Annotated in this window: 3 protein-coding genes; 1 reads left to right on the top strand and 2 read right to left on the bottom strand. The window is 60.5% G+C overall.

Going from position 1 to position 3,399, the window contains the following annotated elements; genetic code table 11:
• Together AC3VI7_RS12485 and AC3VI7_RS12480 are read right to left on the bottom strand one after the other, a co-directional pair.
• On the bottom strand, positions 1-1,307 hold a 1,307-nt coding region (locus AC3VI7_RS12485), incomplete at its 3' end, for an adenylate/guanylate cyclase domain-containing protein (RefSeq protein WP_489671597.1).
• 34 nt (positions 1,308-1,341) lie between these two features.
• Positions 1,342-1,989, bottom strand: a complete 648-nt coding sequence (locus tag AC3VI7_RS12480) for a DUF2278 family protein (protein ID WP_489669846.1) — start codon at positions 1,987-1,989, stop codon at positions 1,342-1,344.
• Positions 1,990-2,187: 198 nt separating this feature from the next.
• Here AC3VI7_RS12480 and AC3VI7_RS12475 point away from each other — a divergent pair, with 198 nt between their 5' ends.
• On the top strand, positions 2,188-3,072 hold the full coding sequence (locus AC3VI7_RS12475; protein WP_489669847.1) for a transglutaminase-like domain-containing protein: 885 nt from the start codon (positions 2,188-2,190) through the stop codon (positions 3,070-3,072).
• Positions 3,073-3,399: the final 327 nt, after the last annotated feature.

The following is a 3,399-nucleotide window of genomic DNA, read 5'->3' as shown; positions in this document are numbered from 1 at the left end:
TGCGCGCTCTCGGGGCCTTGAGGCCCCAGCGACTCGAAGACGGTCACGTTGCCGATGCCTTTGAGGGCGGTATTGGGGTGGGGCATGAAGCTGATCAAGGGCAGAGCCTGCGCTGTGGCTGCATCGCAAAAAATGGGGGCTTGTGCGGTGGTGCCAACCTTCTGAGCCAGCCTCGCGGCCAAGTTGATCACGGTCCCGATCAAGGCGAATTCAGCCCTTGAGCGGCTGCCGCGCAAGCCGGCAAACAAGCGTCCGTGGGCCACACCCATCGAGATCGGCTGACCTTGAGCCGTCAGAAGTGCTGACAAACCATGGGCTGAGTGCAGCGCCCGTTTGACATCGTCGGGATAGCTGCTGCCCGGGATGCCCCAAGCGGCGATCAGCACAAAGACCCCTTTGTCATCCACCAAGCACTGCAAGACGCTGCCGCCGCTGGCATAGATGCTGCGTTGCAGTGTCTCGGTGCAGCGCTGCATGGCTTGCAAATGGTCGGGGGCCGCGAGGGTGGCAAAGAGCACGGTGGCGGTGCGTAGCTCCGCCATTTGGTCCGGTAACTCGGTGACCAAGCGTTGGACCAAATGGAGGGGGATGAAGGGAACCAAAGCCTCTTGTTCGGGCTCAGGTGGGCGTGGTGGCATCCAGTGGGCGCACTGGAACGACGGCCCCAAGGGATAGGTGACATGCTGGAGCACCAAGCTGCCATCGGTGCGTTTTTCGCCTCGGCAGTCGGCCCCCAGCACCTGCCAAGCTTGCGGGGACAACACCACCCGTCCGGAGGGAATCGCGCTGGTGCTAGCGATTTGCTGCAAAGCTTCACCGCCCAGCACGGCCTCCCAACGTTGTTGGATCCCGCCCACGATAGCGGTGAATAACGGCCCAGCACCGATGCCGATGCGTAGGCTCAAAGGCACATGCAAGCTGGCGACCAAGTCAGGCATCAAGTCATGCAAGCGCAGGGCCGTGGTGGCTGCGGCCAGCGTGACCTCATGCAGCGTGCGGCTAATCTCCCCTTTTTGCGTGGGCCACCAAGCGATGGTGGCATCCCCGGCAAATTTGTAGACCTCGCCGCCACCGGCTTCGATGATTGAGACGATGGGTTCGAAGCAGCCATTGAGAATGGTCTGCATGGCCTCGATGCCTGCTTGGCCCTCGCGGGCTTTTTGCTCCGTCAGGGCGGTAAAGCCGGCCATGTCGGCCACCAGCACGGCCCCCGAGGTTGCGTCCCACGACGGTGCGAGCCGACCCGCGAGCCGTGGGTGATGGCGCACGAACTCAGGCACAAAGCGATCTAGGGTGTTGGGCTTCATGATCCCCACTCAAAGCCAAGGCGCTTGTCGGTCGTTAGGCGCCATGCCCCGTTGCATCCGTCTTGAAGCTTTGCGACTGGAACGCGAAGAAGAACGCCAGCCATTTGTTGCCGGGGTATTCGAGGATCAGCGCGCCGTCTTGCCATGGGCCGTTATCGGCGGCGAAGCTGCCACTGTTGCCTTGGTTCATGTGGATGTCGTGAATGCCGTTGCCCGGGGTGAAATGGAAGTAGGTGTCGGGCTTGCTCTTTTCGGGGCCCCACTTGGCACCGAAAGCGTAGACCACCGCGCCGGGCTGGGCCATGGCCTTGAGGGTGGCGGCTTCGAGTTGATCCTTAAGGTCGTTATTGGCTCCGGGCAGGTCGGGGGCGAGCGGTCGCATCAACTTGGGTTTGACGAAATCGCTGCGCAGGTAGTCGATGGCCAAGCCACCAGCCTTATGCGGCAACTTCTTGGAGCCCGCCGGCAATGCCTGCAAAGCGGTGGTGAAAGCCACAGGCAGGACGGTGGTGCTGCGAAACAGCACGGTCGAGGGTGCGTTCGGCGCTGAGGAGTACACATTGACCGCCACCCGATGCATCACGCCCGCAGCGCGCAACATGATCTGATAGTGATCGTCATCTGCGTCACGCAAATGGCCGATAGCGGTGCCTTTGAGGACGCCGTAAGTGGATAGGGGCATGGAGGTCTCCTTCTGGAATCGTTTTTTCACGGACACAGCCAGTGTATTCAGCAAGGCCCAGCAGAAAGCAGTGATACCGCGCTGGCCGTTGAGGCCGTGTGCTGATCAGGGTCAACCCTCATCGGCGTGCATACTGTGCTGATGAACCATCTAAACACCCAAGGGAATACCGTGTTGCAGCGCGGTGTGGACCGAAAGATGATCCGCATTCAGTTGCACGTGGAGCTGAACTACGAGATCGATCCGCCCGGTGCGGACTTCGTGTTCAACATCCACGCCGCCCACACGCCCAGCCAGCACGTCACGGCGGAGCGACTGGTCTTGAGCCAGCCGGTGCAGCCGATCATTCACACCGACCCGGCAACCCACACCCGCTACATGCGCCTGCGGGCGCTGCCGGGGCCGCTCAAGGTGTCGTATGCCGCGACGATTGATCTGACGCATCACGTGGCTGACCCAACGACGCTTGATGAGGTGCCCGTGCATCTGTTGCCTCCGGAGGTGATCAGCTACATCTACCCGAGCCGCTATTGCCAGTCGGATCGGCTGTTGCGGCTGGCGGGGGATGAGTTCGGGGGTTTGTGGCGCGGCTATGGACGTGTCAAAGCGATCCAAGATTGGGTCAAGAGCCACGTGCGTTTCACCTCAAACGTCTCCAACTCAACCACCTCGGCTTTTGACACGCTCATCGAGCGCGTGGGGGTGTGTCGCGACTTTGCTCATCTGATGATTGCGCTGTGCCGTGCGGTCAACATCCCGGCCCGTTTTGCCACCGGCACGGATTACGGCGCTGACCCTGCGTTGGGGCCACCCGACTTTCACGCCTATGTTGAAGCCTACGTGGGTGACCGCTGGTACATCTTTGACGCGTCAGGCACGGCCATCCCGATGGCTTTTGTGCGGCTGGGTACGGGCCGTGATGCAGCAGACGTTGCTTTTGCCACGATCTTCGGCAGCGTGAGATCGCAAGCCCCAATCATCCAAGCTTGGGCCGTCGAGGACAGTGCCCATGGACTGGTGCTGCCGTATCGCTGTAGTGAGGCGCTCTCGACCGATGTGGGTCGGGCGTTGGTGAAACCATAAAAAAAGCGCCGAGAACGGTCTCGGCGCTTTTCTGATGCTGTGCCGCATCAAGCTCTTGAAAGAGCAGCGCATCAAGGGTTGATGTGCTGCGGGACTTGTCTCCTCGGGCCCCACCAAGATCAACAGCCCTTGCGGGCGCTGACGACGAGAGGCACTTTACGGGGATCAAGACAAAAAAGAATCGGGGCTTGCCCGAATCATTTAATACCCACACCCTTGACAGGGATTACGTTTACAGGCAAAATCTCGTTTCTCTGCTGATCACTGACTGATTAGCGACTCGCAGGAAGCGAGAAGTTCTTTAAAAATTTGCAGCCGATAAGTGTG

It is taken from the genome of Leptothrix toolikensis (SeqCode) (assembly GCF_057922285.1).
Note: the sequence above shows the minus strand (reverse complement) of the source record. Positions and strands in the feature narration are given on the sequence as shown.

Excerpts from the sequence above, each read along its gene's own strand:
- AC3VI7_RS12480 (WP_489669846.1), bottom strand. The coding sequence starts at position 1,989 with ATGCCCCTATCCACTTACGGCGTCCTCAAAGGCACCGCTATCGGCCAT.
- AC3VI7_RS12475 (WP_489669847.1), top strand. The coding sequence starts at position 2,188 with ATGATCCGCATTCAGTTGCACGTGGAGCTGAACTACGAGATCGATCCG.